Source organism: Acinetobacter sp. P8-3-8, assembly GCF_000214135.1.
Taxonomy (GTDB): Bacteria; Pseudomonadota; Gammaproteobacteria; order Pseudomonadales; family Moraxellaceae; genus Acinetobacter.
On the sequence record NZ_AFIE01000006.1, the window covers coordinates 75,911 to 94,754 of the forward strand.

The following is an 18,844-nucleotide window of genomic DNA, read 5'->3' on the forward strand; positions in this document are numbered from 1 at the left end:
TATGATGACTGATGTGACTCAACCGAAAAAGAAATACGGACGCCCAGATGATGAGCACGTAATTAATTTCATGAAGATTGCCAAACCAGCGGCAATCATCTCGATCATCCTGACCATTGCCAGTATTTTCTTTATTGTCACTAAAGGACTAAACCTTGGTTTAGACTTTACTGGTGGTGTTTCTGCGGAATTGAATTATCAATCTGCGGCAAAACCTGCTGAAGTCATTGCGACTTTAGACAAAGCGGGCTTTAAAGATGCTGTTGTACAAACTTTGGGAAGTAACAAAGATCTCATCGTGCGTATGCCTCCACAAGAGGTCAATGTTGAAGACTTGAGTAATGCTTTGACAAAAGCAGTTCAACTACCAAATAACCCTGCTGTCGTGCACAAAGTGGACTCAGTCGGTGGTCAAGTGGGTAACGAGCTGTATTTACGTTCTGCGGGTGCTGTGGCTTTAGCAATGCTTCTCATGCTGATCTATGTCACCATTCGTTTTGAATTTAAACTGGCAGTCGGTGCGGTACTTTCATTACTGCATGACGTGATCGTGACCATTGGTATCTTCGCAATGATGCAATGGCCATTCGACTTAACTGTTTTAGCAGCGGTCTTGGCATTAATCGGGTTCTCATTGAACGATAACATCGTTGTATCGGATCGTATTCGTGAGAACTTCCGTAAGATTCGTGGTGCTTCACCACTCGAAATCGTCAACATTGCTTTGACAGAAACCTTAAAACGTACCATTCACACTTCTATGACATTATTACTGGTTGTACTTGCAATGATGTTCTTGGGTGGTGATGGTCTACATTGGTTCTCTGTTGCAATGTTTATTGGTGTATTTGTCGGTACTTATTCTTCGATTTATATCGGGACTGCATTTGCATTATGGCGTGGTCTAAACCGCCAAGACTTTATTGTACAAGTTAAACCTGAATTTGAAGATGAAGAACATATTCCTCATTAATTTTCAGTTTTAGGCTAAAAATAGCTCATCTTCGGATGTAATGCTAGTTAAGTATTTTTAATCCTCCCCTTGCGGAGCATGCTCCTCACCTTTGAAAAAGGAGGGAGTATCTTGGATTCAATACCGCATTGAATTCACGAGTATTCCCCTCTTTTGTAAAGAGGGGTTAGGGGAGATTTATCAATCGGTAATAATAAAATTACGCTTAACTGATCGACATTACATCTTTAGATGGGCTTTTTTATGCTTTGAAAATTTTTAAACCTTATATCAATCAATGCTGAATAATTTGAATACTCGGAAATGCAAAACCTTTACACGACAATGCTGAACGCCAAGATACCGTTAACATCACATGACCTAAATTAAAATTTTGATAAGCAAAACTACCCAAGAGTGGATGCGTACATATCCCACCATCATTGATAGGATGTGCATTCGTATTCAATTCATTTAGACTTAAACGAATCCCTAAACCGGAAGCCTTTAAAACTGCTTCTTTGGTCGTCCAGACTTTAAACCAATAGGCCAAATCAAAATCTAAATCCTGCCAAGTTTGGAATTCTTCTGGGTGAAAAGCATGTTTGGCTAAAGCTTCAAAACGCACAACCCGATCTAAATCCTCAACATCGACACCGACATCCTGCACCCGCAAACTATTTGCAAGGGCATAATGTTTTTGACTATGCGAATGATTAAAAGCAACTTGAGAATGATCTATTAAATACGGTTTGCCATATTCAGTTTTGGCAATAGATTGATCGTTGATTTCAACTTGAAGTAAATCTGATAAAACTTGATTACGATATTGATAAATTTGGTTTTTCTTATATTGATTATAGCTAGGAAAATCTTTGAATTGATCTCGATCTAGTCCTAATAACTGAGCCAATGCAATCAAATGTATTTGAATTTCATTCTTTTTCATTGACCCAATTACCTTACATCTAAGCTGTAATTAGAACTTTACAATATCGCCTTTCAAAGCAACACCTGCAATTGCAGTTCCTTTTGCACAATCATAAGTTGTGGTGCTACGTGTTTCATTCGACTTATAGAAACTCACAATATTGGTCACAGCATTTGCACCACGCGATTTCGCTGTATTTTGGAATTGAATAAGTGCTGAACGCAAAACACGATCACAAGAAGATTCAGCAGATTTAGCAAAACCATTGGTTTTCTTATTGGTCACTAAGCCTTTTTCAATCACTTTACCGCCAGATTTCGTTCCTGCTAAATAAAACTTAACAGAACCATCTAAAAAGCCATCGGCAACAGCACGATTAACAGCTTCTTGAAAATTAAATTGGTGAATCGTATCTGCTGCATGTACAGAAGTCATAGCAGTTGTTGTTAAAGCTAAAGCAACCACGATCTTTTTAATAGATTGAATCATCATGTTATACCCTCTTTAGGAATCTAATTTTTTAAAAATAATCGAGGTATTAATTCCACCAAAGGCGAAATTATTACTCATCAAAATTTTGGCATTTATTTCTCGATTTTGTCCCACAATATAATCCAAATCACCACACAATGGGTCGATATTTTCTAAATTTAATGTAGGGACGAATTGCTTCCGATGCATCATTTCAATACTTAACCAAGCTTCTATTGCACCACATGCACCTAAAGTATGACCAAAATAACTTTTCAATGAACTAATCGGTTTGTAACCTAAAACTCGTGCGGTCGCTTGGGTTTCAGCAATATCACCTTGATCGGTCGATGTGCCATGCGCATTCACATAATCAATCTGATCTGCTGATATTTGTGCATCTTTCAACGCTAAAGCCATGCAACGCCCCATCATTTCTAAGTCTGGGCGAGTTACATGCTGTCCATCTGTATTGCTGCCATAACCGATGATTTCTGCATAAATCTTTGCACCACGGTTTTTAGCGTGTTCATATTCTTCTAAAATTAAACAACTCGCGCCCTCACCGACAACCAACCCATCACGGTCACGGTCAAAAGGACGAGGAGAGCGTTCTGGATGATCATTCATACCACTGGTTGCCAGTAATACATCAAATACTGCTGCACTTGCCGCACTCAGTTCTTCTGCACCACCTGCAAACATGACGGTCTGTTTACCATACTTAATCGCTTCATACGCCTGACCGATTGCCATTGACCCCGAAGTACATGCACTCGATGTGGGTAATGTCAGCCCTTTTAAGCCAAAATAAACCGTCATATTGACTGCACTGGTATGCGACATCATACGGATATAAGTCGTTGCATTGATTTTGCTCATGTTATTTTCCAATAACATTGAACCAAACTCAGCGACTGCGTTTACACTGCCTGCTGAAGAACCAAAGGCAACCCCAGTTTCTCCACTTTGTAGAATAGGATCATTTAATAAGTTGGCATCAATTAAGGCTTTTTCAGCACTGATCACAGACATCAAAGCAACACGCCCCATGCCTCGTGTAACTTTACGATTAAAATGCTTGGGGATTTCAAAGTGTTCAACAGCGCCCGCTATTTTACAGCGTAAATCGGCAAAAACTTCCCAATCTGGCATATAACGAATGCCATTCTTCGCTGCTGCAATTTGCTCAAAAATAGAGTCAGCTGTTTCACCTAATGAAGTGATTCCAGCCATCCCGGTTACAACGACACGCTTCATATCAATCCCCCATTCACCGAAATCACTTGGCGGGTGATATAACTTGCGTCATCGCTACATAAAAATTTAACCACTTTGGCGACTTCATCCACTTGCCCCATGCGTTGCATCGGGATCATTTTTAAAGCATGTTCCTGAACTTCATCACTGACCATTTCAGTTTCAATTAAACCCGGTGCAACACAGTTGACTGTAATTTTTCTTTTGGCTAATTCGAGTGCTAAGGCTTTGGTCGCACCAATCAATCCAGCTTTTGCAGCACTATAATTCACCTGTCCACGATTTCCCATCACACCAGATACAGATGACATCGTGACAATACGTCCACCTTGTTTTAGGCGAATCATTGGCATGACCAATGGTTTCAGTACATTATAAAAACCATCTAAAGACGTAGAAATAACTTCATCCCAATCATTGTCAGTTAAAGCGGGAAAGGCTGCATCATGCGTTAAGCCAGCATTTAATACCACAGCATAAAAAGCACCATGTTCTGCAATGTCTTGTTCTAATAACTGTCGTACTTGTTCTCGTTCTGTTACATCAAATAAAAGTGTATGACTCTTTCTACCCAAAGCTTGAATTTCGGCAACCACTTGTTCTGCTTCTACTTTTTTTGAACGTGCATGTACAGTGACATCGAAACCTGCTTCCGCCAATTGTAATGCAATCGCTTTCCCAATACCTCGGCTCGACCCTGTTACTAAAACTCTTCTTGTCACACTTTCATCCTAATCTTTAAAACCTGTCGTTATTCTTCAGGTTCATACACGCTCAACATTGCCGAGATTGTATGGTTTTGATAATAAATTTCACAGGCAAATTGTCCCAATCCTTCATGTAAATACTGTTTTTCTGCTCGGATTGTGACTGTTTCACCTATTTCAAAAAAAGGCACAGGTAAATGCAGTTTACGTGTTCCTAAAAGAAAACCAATTTTGGGTTGTTGTCCTAATTTTCCACCATGAGAACCTGCATACAAACTAACCGTCTGCGCCATCAATTCAATACTCGACCATGTCGGTAAACCGTGTTGTTCACAAAACATCAACTCTGGGCGAATGAATAATTCCGCTATAGCAAAGTTATCGCCTATTTCTACAACATGATCAATAAAAACCATCGGTTTTTCATGTGGAATGAAATCAATTGCATCTAAACGTTCAGACGAATTCATTTTAACTGTGTTCCAAAAATTAAACTGATATTACTGCCACCAAAAGCAAATGAGTTGGACATAACATATTGAATTGGTTGACCCAAACTCGAATGAATCACGTAACTCTGCCCTGCCAATTCATTGTCCAAAATACCTTGTTGATGCAGAGGCAACCAATCTTGATCTTTTAAGATTTGGTTACAAATCATCGCTTCAATCGCTCCTGCAGCACCCAAGCAATGTCCAGTTTTATGCTTTGTACTACTCAAAGGCACAGCATAATGTTGAAATACCTTTTGTACAGCTTTGATTTCCATTGCATCATTTTGTGGTGTCGCCGTACCATGCAAATTTAGATAGCCAATTTCAGATGCATGCAAATGTGCCATATCCAAAGCCGCTTGCATTGCTTTAGCTGCTCCCTCACCTTCAGGATGTGGTGCAGAAATATGCCATGCATCCATTGATTCTCCAGCCGACATTAACATGACAGGTGCAACTTCTTTGGACAATAAAAATAAAGCTGCGGCTTCACCAATATTAATTCCATCTCGCTCTTGCCCACATGGCTGACAAATACCATCAGATAAACTTTCTAAACTATTAAAACCATTGAGCGTCAATTGACATAAGGTATCTACACCACCGACCAACACAGCATCGGCAAGCCCTGCATTAATCAAACGTTGCCCTGCTGCAAATGCTTTGGCACTCGATGAGCATGCCGTAGAAATGGTATATGCCAAGCCGTCCCAGCCCAAATAAGTTTGCAAAGCTTTGGCTAAGCATCCCATTTCTTGTTTTTTTGTTTGATTTGAATCGTGTGATCACCTTGAAAATAACGTCTTAATTCAGGCTCATTATCTGCAATACCTGATGTTGATGTTCCCATCACAATCGCAAGACGTTTATTTTCAAACTGAGCAACATAACGCTGAATATCAGTTTCAATCTGCTGTAATGCTGTCAAAGCAAATCGTAAATTACGTGTTTCAAACGCTTTTAAATTTTCGGGAACCTGTTGAATCAACTCAGCAGAATAAGCCCCCACCCAAACACCTTTTTCAGCAATGAATGCATGACTCAAACTTAAAGTATTTTCAATACTGGTCAAAGCTTGTTTTAGTTGTGTCGTGGTCGAACCCAAAGCAGATAAGCCAACACTAAACTGAATACCAACAGCTGGATTATTTTGATCAATTAATTCAGGCATTTTGGCACCTACTCATTATTTTCCAAAGTATTTGGCACTTCGCTAAACACCATTTGATACGGCACTTGTACATTATCCAATTCAATATGATCTTGAGTATGTCGAATCGTGAGTACCTTGTTTTGGTGGATCAAAATATCCTCAATGTTCAGTGAATGATCTTGTTTTGAGCGATTCACCAGAACATTTTCAGGTGGATATGCAATAAAGTTTGGATAGGTTGCAAATAAAATATCACGAACTAAAAAATCAAAAGGCAAAAGTTTCATTTGTTCAATCCGTTGCTCAACCGTCACCTGTTTCCCATCAAAATGTAATTTAAAAAGCTGTTGCCCTGTCAGGCTTAATGCTAAAAAATCCAAGTTTTGGCCTTGTTGCTGTTGATATAACAAAAAGCTAAAACTATGTGCTTTCCACTGTACTTCAACCAAATCTTGCCTTTGATATTGCTGAGCAGTCCATTGTGAATTGACGAGACCTTGTGCTTTGGGCAACATTTGCTGACATGCTGTTAAAGGCAAGATCAGTAAGATTGCCAAAGTACAATGTTTCCATCTATGCAACATCATTCAATTCCCATTGGATTAATTTGTGATTGCTCCTCACGACAATATTCAGCTAAGGTGCTTAAACGTTGTTTGGGGTTTTTATGAATCGGGTTTTTATCATCCCATGCATAACCTGCCAATAACGATGCAATCATACGGCGGATTTTATCATTTTGATTTTTAGAAAAGACCACGTCTTGAAACTCGCCTTCATACCATGACTCAACGTATGCACGAAATACGTGAATCCCTTTTCTTAAAGGTTTCTCATATTCTTGCATCCAGTCAACCGCTTCACCTTTTAAAACACGTTCAAGCAAAGGCACGACTAAACTTGATGATTTCAAAGCAATCGTCACACCAGAAGAAAAGACTGGGTCTAAAAACTCACCCGCATTACCCAACAATGCATAATTACGATCAGCTAAATGTTTCACATTGGCTGAATATCCCACCAAAGTTCTTACAGCCGTATCAAACTTTTTATTGCGTAATACATGCGACAAAGCTGGATCATCTGCAAGAATACGTTCAAATGTAGCCTGTAAAGTTTCTGCGCTTGTATCGTCAAATTGATAATTTTCAAAGAAATCTTGTTCTGCAACAATCCCAAACGAAGAACGACCATCAGCAAACGGAATCAACCAATACCATGCACGTGGGTCTTTTTCATGTACAGTAATTAAAATTTTCTCACGATCAAAATCAGGGTCATCTAAAATTCCATCTTCAATATGCGTGAAAATAGCACGACGTACAGGAAAATTAGATGGACTTTCTAAATCCAAAAATTTAGGCAAGATTCGTCCAAAACCACTGGCATCGAGTAAAAATTTAGCTTGAATTTGATACTGCGTACCTTGTTCATCTTTAACTGTTAAAATCGGGTTTTGGCTAGCGACATCAACAGCGGTAACTTCATGCCCGAAACGAATTTCAGCACCATATCGCTCAGCTTGCTGTGCTAAAAGCTGGTCAAAATTGGCACGGCGTACTTGCCATGTGGTGCCCGGCCCTTCACTGAATTTTTCAGTAAAATCATAAAAACTACGTTGTTGACCTTTTAAAAAGGTCGCACCGTTTTTAAATTGAAAAGCATATTCATCGACATGGTTTTGAATGGTATCTAACAGGCCTGCTTCTTCTAAAAAGACCATCGACTGAGGAAGTAAAGACTCACCAATCGAGAAGCGCGGAAAATATTGTTTTTCAATAATCGTAACGGCATAGCCTTTTTGACACAATAATGCGGCTGCTGAGCTCCCAGATGGGCCTGCGCCAATAATTAATATATCTGTTTGTTGAATTGAACTCATTATTCTCTCTTTGTTTTCAGCTATCTTGCTGATTTTGTAAAATAACACGGTGCTGATCGTCTGCTTTGGTAAAAATTGTGGCATATACAAACGAAAAAATTACGCCCAATAAAACAGTCAAACCAAAACAATGAATGGCATAAGTATGGCTAAACGACAACAATCCAAAGCCAAGTAAAGTCGACATCATACATAAAAATAAGGCCATACCGACTACATGTGGATGGTCATGTCCATGTCGATAAAAAATCGCATAATCCACGCCAATCCCAATAATTAAAAAAGTCCCCATAATGCTGAACAGGTTAATCTCAACACCTAGCCATGCTTGCACCGCAAAGGTACTGAGTAAAGCCAAACTGACAGGTGAAATTAACGCAATGATTGAACCAATTCCATAAATAATACCTAGGCCAATCACGAGAGCGATTAAGGCATACAGCAATAAATACTGTGCCTGAATACGATGCTCTTGAAATAACGTCGATAGACTGCTTACGGGTTGTAATAGTTTAATCTGTGCAGTTTCAAGTTGCTGCATATTTTGAGAATGCGCAATTCCTTGAACCAAAACCAAACGTTCATTTTGACTGGGTTGTAAAAATGCCAAAGGATGATCTTGAAATGCATTTATTGTCAATACAGGCTGATTTTCCAATTGTTTTTGCCACTCGATAACATCCGCTACATTTAACTGCATGGCTTCAGCATACGTTTTCAAAGCACTTGCAGGAATGTGTTGTAACAATTGAATATTAGCCTGCTGCATCGCCACAGATGGTACAGATTGACCAATCGCTTGAAAACCTTGCAACTGCTCTTGTTGTTTAAGCTGGCTTAATTTAGTCAATAAAGCTTGTTCTTGTTGCTCAAGCTGTGTTGTATTTTCCGCACGAATAACAAAATAATCACTGCTTTGTTGCTGACCAAAACGCTCACGTACATAACGATCTTCTTGTTTAAGCTTTTGATCCATACTCTGTAAATTACGAATATCATCATTAGCGGTTAAGAAAGATATACTGGTGATCGATCCAAGAATGATTACAACAATCACAACATTACGTAAAATAGGACGCTGTAAAAAATAATCTCGAGTTTGTCCAATAAACCCGAGTGTATTTATTGCAGGCTGTGCATTTAGTGCTTTCAAACGAGGTAACAGCAAAATACTGGTGACCCATGCAGCACTGAGTCCAACGATTGAAAATACAGCAATCTGACGAAAACCGGGAAAAGGCGTAAAGGTCAGGAAGACATAAGCAACCAAAGTGGTCATCAAGCCCATAAAGAGGCTAGGCAAAACGGGTTTTAAAATCGTAAAGCCATTTGTATTACGATGTTGTGATTGCAATGCCATAAAATAAAAAGAAAAATCGACACATACACCGACTAAGCTTGCGCCAAACACCAAAGTCATGAGGTGAATTTCACCAAAAACCCAATGTGTTAGTGCAAACGCAACCAAAATTCCACTACTCACTGCAATAAACTCAGTGAGCATTGGACGTAATGATCTAAAACCAAACCAGACCAGTAATAAAACACCTAAGCTTGAACCCAAGCCGATGGTTGAAATTTCTTTTTCAGCAGACTGCGTGCCAAAACTTGAAAAGAGCAGCGTTCCAGTCCAATGCGTTTTAACATTCAGCTTATTTAATTCAGCATCAACCTGTTGCATCCAAGCAGATGTCTTTTCTTGATAATCAATATTATATGGGCTTTGGGTTAACTCTAAACTAAAGAAACGAGAATTGCCGTGCTCATCATGGATGGTGGCAAAACCCTGTTCCATATCAATCGTTTGATCTGTTTTTTGATTTGACAACCCCATCGCAAAACGAGGAAAAAGCAACAGCGGATCCTTCTTTAGCAGGTCTGCGCTAATCGGCATACCAGGGCTCATAATCTGTAAAAGCGCTTGCTCAGTCAAAGCCGTATAGTCTTGTTTTTTTAACAGCTCAATATCTTCCGCACTGAGTAAACCTGCATGATATTGATATAAAGTTTGTGCAAATTTTTCAGTATCCAATTGTGGCTTTAACGGTTGCCATAATTGTGAACTCTCTACTTGTTGCTTCAGAATATCTGTGGCTTGTTGCAAGGCTTGATCATTCGATGCATCAATCACCAAAAAGACTTTATTATTCAGTTGTTGGTTCACATATTCTTGCGTCTTTTCTAATTGCACATCCTGATGTTCTTTGGGCAATAATGCAAAGATATTGGTTTGAATGTGAATGTCATGCTTAAACCATGAATACGCCAAACTCAATGCGACACACAGTAAAGTCGCGACCCAAAGCGCTGTAAGTTTATTGGGCCAATTTGAAAAGTGCATCTTCTGAAGCCGTAAGTTGAGCAGGTTGAGGGTTATGCTGACTAAATTGAATGACAGTCGAATTATTGGCTTTTTCAGTAATCACAATACGGTCTACATAACGTTGCCCTTGCGCCTCAACACGATCAAATAATTTTTTAAATAAGCTACTTTTCGGTGTCAAAGTCACATCCCACTGCGTCGGAGAATAATGTGCAGACACAATATTAAAATTCTTTGCCAAAGCCGTTTCATTGCCCGACATCAACTGTAAAAACATGGTTGCCACTGAACCATAAGGTGATTTATCAATTTCAATTTGGCTATAGGTACGTTGAGTTTTTTGAACCAGCTTTTTAGGTGTTACGATTAAACTGGCTTGTACAGGTTTTTGAATTTGCCACAACACACCATATTGTTTAGAAAATAATACTGTTCCATTGGAAACAAAGGTTTTATTTAAAGCAGCTAATTTTTTTTGCTGTTGAAAATTGGCACGAACAGTTGGCGTGGTTGATAACTGTTTAAAAATCTGCCCCACTTGCGCATTTTGCACCTGCGCAGCATTTGCAAATGTTGCACAGAACAACATACTCAAAATAAGGCCCATGAACATCCACAAAGACTTCATCGCTTTCGAAAATACAAACGACTTTAAAACCAATGTCATATGAATAGGCTGCGTTTGTTGAAACATTGAAGTTGAATTTTGCTTCATGATCATTTCCTTTTAAGATTTAAACTCAGTCGCTGAAAACATTGACCAAGCATTTAAGCGATCAAATAAAACCTGTGGTGATTGGAAACACATTTCACGTGATTCAATATGCACTGCAACTTGCGATGTAAACCCTTTGGTTAAACGTTTTCCAGTATTCGCATCAAAAATTTGATACTCAATTTTCAAACGATTTTCCCATTCTTTTAAAATGGCACGTACACGAATTTTTTGCTGAAATTCAATACCTTGTACATAACGCACATAGCTCTCAATCACAGGCCATGCATAACCAGAATCTTTCATCTGTACATAGTTATAGTCAAATTCGTCTAATAATTTACACCGTGCGATTTCAAAGTATTTGATGTAATGACCATGCCAAACAATATTCATGGTATCTACATCATGAAATGGAATTTCAATAATGACATCAACATGCATAACTTAGCTCCATTTCAAATTAGTGCCATTTCAAACTTTGATCAGTTGAATTCAACAATTCAAGCTGTTCAAAACGATCAACCAAACGTTGTAAATCATGTTGCAAAGCACGATCTTCTTCTACAAAAGTGAAGCTTTCAAGCACCCAATGTTGGAACTGCGTTAACACCTCTCCCAATTGTTCACTCAATCCTCTCAGTTGAATGGCTTGCACTGCCGCACAGCTTAAAGCGGCCATGACTTGCTCAGTTAATAGGATCACTCGACTGGCATCTCGTGCAGCAATCGTACCCATACTCACTTTATCTTGGTTATGACATTCTGTAGAACGAGAGAATATAGACGCAGCCAAAGTCTGCTTTAAAGCCTCTGCTGTCCATGCAGACACGCCGATTTGAACTGCTTTAAAACCGTGATTTAACGGTAAACGTTCAAGACTCGAACCTGTCAAATTGCGAGGTAAACCATGATTCATTTTATGGTCTACCAATTGTGCCAATTGACGATCCATTAAATCAGCAATATTGGCTATCATGATTTTTAAACTGTCCATGGCTTGAGCGATATGCCCGCCATAGAAATGACCACCATGTAAAACACGTAAATTCACAGGGTCAATCAATGGATTGTCATTACTTGAATTCAATTCATTTTCAATAAATTGACGTAACCACGTTTTGGAATCCTCAAAAACACCAATCACATGCGGTGCGCAACGTAATGAATAACGGTCTTGCAAACGTGGGCTTTGATGTTCAGTTTGAACTTCACTATTCAACCAGTTACGAAGCTGAGCAGCAATATTTTGCTGACCTTGATGTGGTTTTTGTGCAAATAAAACCTCATCAAAATGACTAGGATTACCTTCCAAAGCCAAAACATTCATTGTAGTAACTAAGGTACTGAGTAGTGAAATTTGTTCAGCTTTTTTATAATTTAAACATGCAATTGCAGTCATCACAGCTGTACCATTCATCAGTGCTAAACCTTCTTTAGGTCGTAGCACTAAAGCATCGAATTGATATTCAGCATAAACTTGCGCAATTGGTACGATTTTATTTTGTGTTTTTTGATAAACATCACGCTCACCGACCAATGCACCTGCAATATAAGACAATGGCGTTAAATCACCACTTGCTCCGACAGAACCTTCTGATGGAATTACAGGGATAATATTTTCATTGAGCATCCATACTAAACGCTCGAGCAATGCCAAAGATACACCTGAATAGCCACGTGCCAATGAACACAATCGTGTCACTACAACTGCACGTGCTGTGATCAAATCAAGATTTTGCCCTAATCCACAACCATGAAAACGAGATAAATGTAGTGGTAATTCATGGACTTGGTGCGGAGGAATTTCCACTAAACATGAGTCGCCATATCCAGTAGTCACACCATAAATAACGCCTTCTTCTTCTAACAACTGGTCTAGAAAATCAGCGCCACGCTGAATCAAGTTTTGCCATTGTTGTGAAGTTGGTAATGCCACCAAACATTGACCCTGAGCAACTGCAATCACCTGTTCTATTGTTAAAGCTTGTTCGCCAACAACTAAAACTTTCATATCTTTATTTTTCAACTACTTATTCCAAAAATTATAAAAATTAAACCATTGATAGGGAGCACGTATGCAATGCTGTTCTAGCACTTCCACATATTTTCGAGTGAAGTTTTGCATTGCAAGCAAACGGTTGGCACGTGGTAATTCAATCTTTTCTTCAAGCAAATGAATATGCACATCAAACTGCTGTTTTTGTCGATAGCAAAACACAGCCAATATCGGCACTTTCAACAAACTTGCTAAAATCCAAGCACCTTGAGGCCAATCAGCATCCTCACCTAAAAAGCTCACACGTTGTACACGTTGCGACTGTACAGGAACACGATCTGCAGCCAAAATAACCCATTCACCTTGTTCAAGTTTCTCTTGCAAAAGCACAGCAGTTTCAATACCCAGTTCATCTACAGAAATCAGATGTACATCCGCATTACTGTTAATTTTTTTCAAAAAATCATTAAATTTAGTTGCATGCTTTTGATAAACCAACACATTAATTTTTTGTGAATTTTCCGATTTAATCGCACGTAATAATTCAATATTTCCAAAGTGCGATACAAGAATAATGGCACCTTTTTGATAATGCGCTTGAAAATGTTCATGGCCATGCAAATTCAGCTTTTGCTCTGGAATATTACCTAACCAGCCTTCAATTTTATCTAAAATACACTCACCAAACTGCATGAAATGTGTATAGCTATTTGCAAGTGTAGGCACTTGTGAAAAAGGTGACTGCTTTCCTGCAAAACGATGCAATTGATTTAAATATTGTAATGATGCTTGTTTTGCAATATTTGAAAATAACCAATACCACATGATCACAAAATACAAAACGATACGACATAATACTCGTCCGCCTAAGCGGTAAAACCATAGCATCAACATCAAAGGGAGCATGCCCCCCTTCTCTTTTAAATGATTCCACTGTGGTGATTGCGATTCAGTCATCAACTGAACCTTTATATTTATTTCTGAGTAATCTTGGTAAACGCAACAACATTCCAGCAAAAAGTCGTGAATGCGCTTTGCTCATGCCTAAATTGTCACGCCATGCATGAAAGTGTGAAATGCCTTGCTCAGGATAAATGACTTTGGTCGGAACATTTACAAAAGAAACGTTGTCCCATTTTAAACGTACTAAGATTTCACTATCAAAGCCCATACGCAATTGAAATTTAGCCGTTTGAATAATGGGCAATGTTTCAGTTAATGGATAAACCCGAAAACCACACATACTGTCTTTAATGTCAAAAGATAGACTGTTAATCCACACCCAAATATGCGTGGCATAACGTCCATACAAACGACCTTTTGGAACCGTTTCATCAAAAACGGGCTGACCAATAATCATCGCGTGCGGATGTTGTTTTGAAATATCGATGAATTTTGCAATATCATTCCAATCATGCTGTCCATCTGAATCAATCTGTAAAGCATGACTTAAACCAAGCTCAACAGCTTTATTCAATCCCGTAATAACAGCCTGACCTTTACCTTGATTCTGCGCATGTTCAACGAGAATGACCTGTTCAAACTGAGTAGCAATATGACGTAGCAAATGCGTGCATTCTGCATCACTGCCATCATTAACTAAAATAATCGGCAATTCAAATTGCATTAAATGTTCAATGAGTGCCTGAATATAATGTGGATGATTATAAACTGGAACAATAAATCCGTAATTAGACATGCGTCGCTCCAGTCTCAACCTGATGCTCTAAATGATCTTGCTGATTTAATTCGAACAGTAAGCGCCCTGAAGCCAACTTCAATTCACCTGAACTCATTTCAAAATAAACCTTATGCAACTTCCTCTGTAAAGTCAGTTGGACTTCTGAATATGGCTTAATTAAATCTTGAAATTTCAATTGCTCATAACCATTACACCAAGCTAAATCGCCCCAAACCTGTTTAGCGAAGTGTTGGATAAATCCAATTTGCCCCACTCCTGGATAGATTGGAAAATTGGGGAAATGCCCTTTAAAACATTCCAATTCAGGTGGGAAAGCCAATTGATAAACGGTCTGATCTGCCGAATTTTGTTGTGCTAAAACAACAGGTAATAGTAAAGGCTTAAACAAAGCTTGCATGGCTTGTTTATTCAATTTTGATTGTGCATTTCTAGGCAATTGCGGTAAAAAACGCCACTGTCGTGGAATGGCGATACTTTCTAATTTATCTTTTAATTGGTTTTTTAAAAGTGTCACAAAACTTGCTTTCGTACCTTGCATGAGTGCTGATTGTGCCTCTGCGTTCAATACAGCTACGCAGGTTAAAATCTGTCGATGTTCATGCTCAACCAATAATACATGACAGTCTATAACTTCATTTAAACTCAAAATCTTATGTTCGATCGCATCTAAACTCAGACGCTTTTCTTCTAGTTTTACAATTCGATCTAAGCGTCCTAAAAGTTTAAAGGTACTTTTTGAATTTGAGGCTTCAACCAGTTGTACACGGTCACCTGTTAAAATCCAATCATCACTAAATGCGTGATTGGTTTTAACTGCTAATTCTTCATTTTCAGTGGCTTGAATATCAACATTGGCAAATGGTAACCATAAGGCATCATCTTGATCGCGATGTGCGATACCGCCAGTTTCAGAACTGCCCAACACTTCGATGATCGGACGATTCAACCATGGTCGTACACCCGCCTCTAATTTTCCACCCGAAGAATAGACATATTGGCAATTTTCCAAAATCACATCACTGGTCCAACGCTTAAGTAAAGCAGGACTAGAAATCACATAATTGGCAAGTTGAAATCGTGCAAGTTTACGTTGTGCTGCGACAATATTCTCAGGAAAAGCCAATTGCGGATTATAAAAACTACACCCGCTGGCAAGCGGTAAAAGTAATTTAAATAACAGACCGTAAATATGCTGATGACTCACCGTCGCAATCGCAATCATAGACTCAGCTAAATCAAAACTTTGATTTAAACCTTGTACTTCATTGAGTAATTGACGCAATGTACGTGGAATTTTTTTAGGCTGCCCTGTTGAACCTGAGGTATAAAAATAAACTTGTGCCTGAGTTAAAAAACGCTCATCTAAATTTAAAGTGGAAAGCTCAAAGGTTGCTGGACTGTCTTGCGTGATGACTTGCTGACGTGAAAGGAAGTAAATCCCTTGTTCAGCCAATTCTGACTCAAGATCTTTCACTCGATTTGGTGCAATCAACACTTGTTTTCTTGCCAATAACGTAGCAAAAAACAGCACTAAAAATTCATAGCTGTCATTTTCCCAAAGCGCATATTGCTCTGCATCTAATTTCTGAATCAGTGATGCTTGCGCACAGACATCTTGCCAAAAATCAATAAAACGAATTTGACTCAGATCATCTTGAATGCACAAAATATGTTGTGCAAAAATATGCATTTGAAAATGACACGCTATCATTCTTTTAAATCACTCTTTCTTGAATCAGTCTGATCTGAGGCAATATTCAGATTTAGACGCTGTTGGCGTTTACGTAAAATAAATTCGCCTAATAATAAAATTCCCATCAATACATAGGAAATAAAACCATTATAAATCACCCAAACTTTCATCGGTGCAAACAACACGCTCCACAATGCAATTAAGGCATTGATCACGAAAAAAATACACCAAACTACAGTGACTTTTCGTGTCCAAATTACACCAGATTCAGGTAAATTGGGTTCAGCAAGACGTGCAAAACGCTCAATCATCGAAGGCGGTTTAATCAAGGTCGATGCGAAAATCATCCCTGCGCCAACACTCATCAACACAGGATACATTTTCAACCAAGCATGATCTTTCAAGAGTAAACTCAAGCCACCACACAGGATTGCAAACCAAGTCAGGGGCATCATGAGCTGATTACCTTGGCTAAATAAACGCACAATACCTAATGCGATGAGTATCACACTGACCCACAGAAAATGACCGTGCGATAAACTCCAACCCACTAAAAAGGGATAGATAACCATAAGTATGATTATTATCCCTTTAAATATGTGTTTCATTCAGCAAACATATTATGAATAACGGTCACAACATCTTGTACAGTGCGCACGTTTTTAAAATCTTCAGGTTGTACTTGTTTACCTGTCAATTCTTTAATTTTTACAACCAAATCAATTGCATCAATACTATCTACATCTAGATCCGAATATAGATTTGAATCAAGCTGAATCTCTTCAGGCTCAATTTCAAATAACTCTTCCATCCACTCACGTAGTTTTTCTAGAATCTGTTCTTGCGTTAACATCTTAACCTCTTATGCTTTTTGTTGCGCTTCAACCAAAGCAACTAAACTTTGAATCGATTTAAAATGCTGCTTGGTATCAGCAGACTCAGCATTTAAATGAATGTTATAACGTTTTTTCAACGCCAAACCTAACTCTAATGCATCAATTGAATCCAAACCTAAGCCATCCCCAAATAGAGGGGCTTCAGTGTCGATATCATCTATGCTGATGTCCTCGAGGGCAAGTACATCAATGATCATTTGTTTTAATTCATCAGCAAGATTGCTCATTGTTTGATAACTCTTGATTAAAAAATTGTTGAAGTTTTTGATTTAATTGACGAACTTGTTTTGGAGAAATCTGAGCATCCTCTAGCACTTCATCAATATGAATCGCATCCAATACCTTAATTTGGATATGAAAGGGTTCAGATGGAACGTGATACCACTTTTCATTTTTAGTTAATGTCGATGGTGTGCATCGAATTAAAACTGGACGAATGGGAACTTGAGCACGTAATGCAATATTGGCTGCACCACGTTGAAATTCATTTAAAAACTTGCCCTTTTCAGTTCGTGTACCTTCAGGAAAAATCAATAAAGATGCCGCTTGATCTTCTTGCAAACGCGCAACGCAATCGTGAATAAATTGTTCTGAACCAGCATTGAGAATATAACCCGCAGAACGTACAGGCCCTTTGGTAAATGGATTTGACCACAGCGCTTCTTTGACCACACAGTTGGCTTTTTCCATCAGACCAATCAACACCACCACATCAATTAAAGTAGGATGATTGGCAATAACCAACTCTTGACGGCTTTGTTTTAATTTTTCTAAGCCTTCAATTTCATAGGTCATAATCCCGAGCTTGACCATCATTTCCGTAAAGCCTTTAAAGCTATAACGAATGACTTGCTGAGCTCGCTGTTGTCTACATTTTGGCTCTTGGCTCGATAAATTCACCAATGGCGCAATAACACCACCAATCGCCACACCACCTAAACCAAAACTTGCAAAACTAAAGCCTGTTGCACCAACACGCCATGCATAATTGACTTTATTGCGTAGTTTTTTCATCATTAACATTTTGACCATGCACCATAACTTTGTGGCAAAGTTTGTGTCCAAAATTCATTAAAATGCATAGCATCTAAATACTTAGGTTCCACTTGCTTTAACTTATTTTCATCTAACGCTATATTTGGCATCTCTAAACCAATCAAAGCTGCCATCGAAAAACCCTGAAAAATTTGATGTTCTTCATACACTTCTGGCAATGCTTCATCATAATAAACCACCATTGCTCGACCTTGCGGATGCATTGTTTTTAAATATGCATACGCCTCAATCATGGCTTCAGTCCAATCCGCACACAAACTGGTACTCGGTGTTGCATCTTTACATAAGATTGAATATAAGCCTGCAACAGCATTATGGACAGAAGTTGAAAATTGCGTAGGCGATGGTGTCAAATCGTGTAATACATCTTCTAAAATTTTATAGGTTTTATGCTCATCACCATATTGTGATGCCCAAACAATATAATCAACTTTTTGTTGAGCCAAGCATTCGATTGCACTATTCAAGGCCAATTTAGCAATTGTAGACAAACGTCTGCGTTGCATTGCAGGGATATGCTCAAGCGCAGGATAAACCTCTCCCACACAACTGAATTTAAGCTGCGTAACATTTAATTGAATCATGCGAATTCATATACCCTGTACAACTA

The 18,844-nt window shown here is 38.6% G+C and carries 20 protein-coding genes and 1 pseudogene; 1 reads left to right on the plus strand and 20 read right to left on the minus strand.

Annotated elements, in window-relative coordinates; translation table 11 throughout:
• Position 1: 1 nt before the first annotated feature.
• Positions 2 to 973: a protein translocase subunit SecF gene (secF, locus tag GGG_RS0104675; RefSeq protein WP_138920258.1), complete on the plus strand. Its 972-nt coding sequence runs from the start codon at positions 2 to 4 to the stop codon at positions 971 to 973.
• A 274-nt stretch (positions 974 to 1,247) separates the two neighbouring features.
• Here secF and GGG_RS0104680 read toward each other — a convergent pair whose 3' ends face one another.
• The 20 genes and pseudogenes from GGG_RS0104680 to GGG_RS0104775 form a co-directional block, all read right to left on the minus strand.
• Positions 1,248 to 1,901 (minus strand): 4'-phosphopantetheinyl transferase superfamily protein, encoded by a 654-nt coding sequence (locus GGG_RS0104680; RefSeq protein ID WP_010112671.1) that lies wholly within the window; start codon positions 1,899 to 1,901, stop codon positions 1,248 to 1,250.
• 30 nt (positions 1,902 to 1,931) lie between these two features.
• Positions 1,932 to 2,318, minus strand: a complete 387-nt coding sequence (locus GGG_RS0104685; protein WP_138920259.1) for an excinuclease — start codon at positions 2,316 to 2,318, stop codon at positions 1,932 to 1,934.
• Between the two features lie 69 nt (positions 2,319 to 2,387).
• Positions 2,388 to 3,614, minus strand: a complete 1,227-nt coding sequence (locus tag GGG_RS0104690) for a beta-ketoacyl-ACP synthase (protein WP_010112673.1) — start codon at positions 3,612 to 3,614, stop codon at positions 2,388 to 2,390.
• Entirely contained in the window at positions 3,611 to 4,336 is a 726-nt protein-coding gene (locus tag GGG_RS0104695; RefSeq protein ID WP_010112674.1) for a 3-ketoacyl-ACP reductase FabG2, read from the minus strand. The genes GGG_RS0104690 and GGG_RS0104695 overlap by 4 nt, the downstream gene beginning before the upstream one ends.
• Before the next feature lie 29 nt (positions 4,337 to 4,365).
• On the minus strand, positions 4,366 to 4,791 hold the full coding sequence (locus GGG_RS0104700; RefSeq protein WP_010112675.1) for a 3-hydroxylacyl-ACP dehydratase: 426 nt from the start codon (positions 4,789 to 4,791) through the stop codon (positions 4,366 to 4,368).
• Positions 4,788 to 5,986: pseudogene (locus GGG_RS19480) on the minus strand (beta-ketoacyl-[acyl-carrier-protein] synthase family protein). The gene GGG_RS0104700 and the pseudogene GGG_RS19480 overlap by 4 nt, the downstream one beginning before the upstream one ends.
• Positions 5,987 to 5,994: 8 nt before the next feature.
• Positions 5,995 to 6,555 carry a DUF3261 domain-containing protein gene (locus GGG_RS0104710; protein ID WP_029574450.1) on the minus strand — a complete coding sequence of 187 codons (561 nt, stop codon included), beginning with the start codon at positions 6,553 to 6,555 and terminating at the stop codon, positions 5,995 to 5,997.
• Complete coding sequence (locus tag GGG_RS0104715) at positions 6,552 to 7,850, minus strand: NAD(P)/FAD-dependent oxidoreductase (RefSeq protein ID WP_010112678.1); 1,299 nt, start codon at positions 7,848 to 7,850, stop codon at positions 6,552 to 6,554. Before GGG_RS0104715 ends, GGG_RS0104710 begins: the two co-directional genes overlap by 4 nt.
• 16 nt (positions 7,851 to 7,866) lie before the next feature.
• Entirely contained in the window at positions 7,867 to 10,191 is a 2,325-nt protein-coding gene (locus tag GGG_RS0104720; RefSeq protein ID WP_010112679.1) for an MMPL family transporter, read from the minus strand.
• Positions 10,166 to 10,762 (minus strand): outer membrane lipoprotein carrier protein LolA, encoded by a 597-nt coding sequence (locus GGG_RS0104725; RefSeq protein WP_227500482.1) that lies wholly within the window; start codon positions 10,760 to 10,762, stop codon positions 10,166 to 10,168. The genes GGG_RS0104720 and GGG_RS0104725 overlap by 26 nt, the downstream gene beginning before the upstream one ends.
• Before the next feature lie 138 nt (positions 10,763 to 10,900).
• Positions 10,901 to 11,332, minus strand: a complete 432-nt coding sequence (locus GGG_RS0104730) for a thioesterase family protein (RefSeq protein WP_010112681.1) — start codon at positions 11,330 to 11,332, stop codon at positions 10,901 to 10,903.
• A gap of 19 nt (positions 11,333 to 11,351) precedes the next feature.
• A complete protein-coding gene (gene hutH, locus GGG_RS0104735; protein ID WP_029574452.1) occupies positions 11,352 to 12,902 on the minus strand; it encodes a histidine ammonia-lyase in 1,551 nt (516 codons plus the stop codon).
• 15 nt (positions 12,903 to 12,917) lie between these two features.
• Complete coding sequence (locus tag GGG_RS0104740; RefSeq protein ID WP_010112684.1) at positions 12,918 to 13,844, minus strand: acyltransferase; 927 nt, start codon at positions 13,842 to 13,844, stop codon at positions 12,918 to 12,920.
• A complete protein-coding gene (locus GGG_RS0104745) occupies positions 13,837 to 14,586 on the minus strand; it encodes a glycosyltransferase family 2 protein (RefSeq protein ID WP_010112687.1) in 750 nt (249 codons plus the stop codon). The genes GGG_RS0104740 and GGG_RS0104745 overlap by 8 nt, the downstream gene beginning before the upstream one ends.
• Positions 14,579 to 16,297: an AMP-binding protein gene (locus GGG_RS0104750; RefSeq protein WP_029574453.1), complete on the minus strand. Its 1,719-nt coding sequence runs from the start codon at positions 16,295 to 16,297 to the stop codon at positions 14,579 to 14,581. Before GGG_RS0104750 ends, GGG_RS0104745 begins: the two co-directional genes overlap by 8 nt.
• Complete coding sequence (locus tag GGG_RS19485) at positions 16,297 to 16,890, minus strand: septation protein IspZ (RefSeq protein ID WP_050809025.1); 594 nt, start codon at positions 16,888 to 16,890, stop codon at positions 16,297 to 16,299. The genes GGG_RS0104750 and GGG_RS19485 overlap by 1 nt, the downstream gene beginning before the upstream one ends.
• Positions 16,887 to 17,135, minus strand: a complete 249-nt coding sequence (locus tag GGG_RS0104760; protein ID WP_010112693.1) for an acyl carrier protein — start codon at positions 17,133 to 17,135, stop codon at positions 16,887 to 16,889. Before GGG_RS0104760 ends, GGG_RS19485 begins: the two co-directional genes overlap by 4 nt.
• Positions 17,136 to 17,144: 9 nt before the next feature.
• Positions 17,145 to 17,405 carry a phosphopantetheine-binding protein gene (locus tag GGG_RS0104765; RefSeq protein ID WP_010112696.1) on the minus strand — a complete coding sequence of 87 codons (261 nt, stop codon included), beginning with the start codon at positions 17,403 to 17,405 and terminating at the stop codon, positions 17,145 to 17,147.
• Positions 17,389 to 18,201, minus strand: a complete 813-nt coding sequence (locus GGG_RS0104770; RefSeq protein ID WP_029574454.1) for a 1-acyl-sn-glycerol-3-phosphate acyltransferase — start codon at positions 18,199 to 18,201, stop codon at positions 17,389 to 17,391. The genes GGG_RS0104765 and GGG_RS0104770 overlap by 17 nt, the downstream gene beginning before the upstream one ends.
• Positions 18,195 to 18,818 carry a beta-ketoacyl synthase chain length factor gene (locus GGG_RS0104775; protein WP_010112700.1) on the minus strand — a complete coding sequence of 208 codons (624 nt, stop codon included), beginning with the start codon at positions 18,816 to 18,818 and terminating at the stop codon, positions 18,195 to 18,197. Before GGG_RS0104775 ends, GGG_RS0104770 begins: the two co-directional genes overlap by 7 nt.
• Between the last annotated feature and the right edge of the window lie 26 nt (positions 18,819 to 18,844).